This window comes from Rhizobacter sp. P2_H2 (assembly GCF_056403375.1).
On record NZ_JBFUFP010000709.1, the window covers coordinates 1 to 2,909 of the forward strand.

The 2,909-nt window shown below is 67.6% G+C and carries 2 protein-coding genes; both read right to left on the reverse strand.

What is annotated here, in order from left to right; genetic code table 11:
- Positions 1-437 (reverse strand): ABC transporter ATP-binding protein (locus AC1D15_RS25055; protein WP_477828109.1); only part of this gene is annotated, 437 nt, incomplete at its 3' end.
- Positions 438-447: 10 nt separating this feature from the next.
- Positions 448-2,370, reverse strand: coding sequence for a branched-chain amino acid ABC transporter ATP-binding protein/permease (locus AC1D15_RS25060; protein WP_477828110.1), 1,923 nt, complete (start codon positions 2,368-2,370; stop codon positions 448-450).
- Positions 2,371-2,909: the final 539 nt, after the last annotated feature.

A 2,909-nucleotide genomic window follows, 5' to 3' on the forward strand; every position in this document is an offset into this window, starting at 1 on the left:
ATCTGCTGCTCGCCGCCCGACAAGGTGCCGGCGAGCTGCTCGCGCCGCTCCTTCAGCCGCGGGAAGAGTTCCAGCGCGCGTTCCAGGTCGGCCTTCACGTCGCCGCGCGGGCGGCTGCCGGTCAGCCGCGGGAAGGCGCCGAGCGTCAGGTTGTCGGTCACCGTCATCGTCGCGAACACGCGGCGGCCTTCGGGCGAGTGCGCGAGGCCGCGCTTGGCGATGTGGTACGACTCCAGCCCGTCGATGCGCTGGCCGTTCAGGCTGATCTCGCCGGCGCTCGGCTTGATCATTCCGGAGACGGCGCGCATCGTGGTCGTCTTGCCGGCGCCGTTCGAGCCGATCAGCGTGACGACCTTGCCGCGTGGCACCTCGATCGAGATGCCGTGCAGCACCTGCACCTTGCCGTAGCCGGCTTCGAGCTTCTGGATGGTCAGCATGTCGTGCTCCTCAGGCCGCCTGGCCACCGAGGTAGGCCTCGATGACTTTCTCGTCGGCCTGCACCTGCGCCGGCAGGCCCTCGGCGATCTTCTGCCCGAAATCCAGCACCGACACGGTGTCGCAGATGCTCATCACGACGTCCATGTGGTGCTCGATCAGGATCACCGTGATGCCGTGCTCGCGGATCTTGCGGATGATCGAGATCAGCTCCTTGATGTCGGGCGCGGTCAGGCCGGCGGCCGGCTCGTCGAGCAGCAGCAGTTGCGGGTCGAGCGCCAGGGCGCGAGCGATCTCGAGCAGGCGCTGCTTGCCGTACGGCAGGTTGCGCGCCTCCTCGTGCACCAGTTCCGCAAGGCCGACGAACTCCAGCAGCGCGAGTGCACGTTGCGCCGCCGCACGCTCTTCGCGCCGGTAGCGCGGCGTGTGCACGGCGACGTCGACGAGGTGGCTGCGGAAGGTGTGGTGCAGCCCGACCTGCACGTTCTGCAGCGCCGTCATCTCGCCGAACAGCTGCACGTTCTGGAAGGTGCGCGCGATGCCCGACAGCGCGATGTCGGACGAGGTGCGCCCGACCAGCGAGCGGCCGGCGAACGCGAGCGTGCCGCCGGTCGGGGTGTAGATGCCGGTCAGCACGTTCATCATCGTGCTCTTGCCCGAGCCGTTGGGGCCGATCAGGCCGTGGATGGTGCCGCGCCGCACGCTCAGGTCGACGTTGTTCAGCGCCTTCAGGCCGCCGAACTGCATCAGCACGCCCTGGGCGACCAGCAGCTCCGGCGCGCTGTGCTGGGCGGCGGTCGAGACGGCGTCTTTCGGCGCGGAGGCGGCGTCGACGGCGGGCACCTCGACGCGGCTGTGCCAGTTGAGGGCGTTACGCAGGAAGCCGATGATGCCGTCCTGCAGGAAGTACACGACGAACAGCGTGATGACGCCGAAGATCGACAGCCGCCAGTCGGTCATCGTCGTCAGCACGAACGACACGCCGGCGAGCGCGACGCTGCCGAACACCGGCACGGCCACCGTGCGCGGCGTGGCCTTGCCCTTCTTGAGCGCGATGGCGGAGCCGGCGACCACGCCGATCGCGATCAGCACCGCGACCCAGCGGAACAGCTCGATGTCGTCGAGCAGCTTGGGCAGCATCACGATGATCGCGGCGCCGAGCAGCGCGCCGCTGCGCGTCTTGCGCCCGCCCATGATGATGGCCAGCAGGAACATCACCGTCAGCTCGAAGTTGTAGGTGTTGGGCGAGATGTACTGCTCGGAGTAGGCGTAGAGAGAACCCGCCAGGCCGGCCAGACCAGCGCTGATCACGAAGGCATAGACCTTGTAGCGGTACACCGAGACGCCCATGCAATCGGACGCGACCGGGCTGCCGCGCAGCGCCTCGAACGCGCGGCCGAGGTGCGAGCGCAGGATGCGGTGCACGACGACGAGCGAGGCGACGAGCATCGCGACGACGACCCAGTAGTAGCCGCGTTCGTCGAGCTGCAGGCCGAACAGCATCGGCTTGTCGAGCTTGATGCCCATCGGCCCTTCGGTGAGGAAGCTCATCTCGTTGATGAGGATCTGCACGATGGTGCCGAAGGCGAGCGTGACCATCGCGAGGTAGGGGCCGGTGACGCGCAACGCGGGCAGCGCGAGCAGCGCACCGAACACCGCGGTGACGGCGATCGCGGCCGGCAGCGTGACCCACAGCGGAGCGGCAAGCTTCATCACGAGCACGCCGGCGGTGTAGGCGCCGATGCCGAACAGGCCGGCATGGCCGAGCGAGACCTGGCCGGTGTAGCCGACGACGATGTCGAGGCCGAACAGCACGATCGCGTAGATCATGATGGTCTCGACCAGGTGGATGTAGTACGGGTTCTCGATGCCGAGCGGGAAGGCGACGAGTGCGGCTATGCCTGTTGCTGCTGCGATGAGGGTTGTTCGTTTCATGCTTTGCTTTTGCTGCTGCGCGTCGCGGCGGGTGTCGGGCTGGCCGGGGGCTCATGCCTCGGCGGTCGGCCCTGGCGGGCCGACTCCACGGAGAAGCTCGGTCCCGTGGGTGCATCGCCAAACTCCCTCCACTCACTTCGTTCGTTGTGGTCAAACAGTGGCGATGAGTCAGTCTACGAAGCGCGCTGGCGCGCGCCACCCCCGAGACCAAGCTTCTCCGTCGCCTCAGAAATCGCCCCCCGGCCAGCCCGACACCCGCCGCGCAGCACCACCCGCTCTTGTTGGGAGGAAAAGACTGAAGTGACCGTTGAACATGCGGGCGCTCGCATGCTTCGTCRGTCACTTCAGTCTTTTCCCCCAAAACACAGCGCGGCGGCGCCGCAAAGGCGCGGGTGGGGAGGCTGTGGWGCGCCAATAAGGASGGGGCGCCGGAGCTGGCTGGTTTCATGGCCCGCGCGCGCAGCGCGCTTCGTGAACTGACTGTCGYCSACTGTTTGACCACARCGAACGAAGTGAGYGGMGGGAGTTTGGGCGACGGG

Excerpts from the sequence above, each read along its gene's own strand:
- AC1D15_RS25060 (WP_477828110.1), bottom strand. The coding sequence starts at position 2,370 with ATGAAACGAACAACCCTCATCGCAGCAGCAACAGGCATAGCCGCACTC.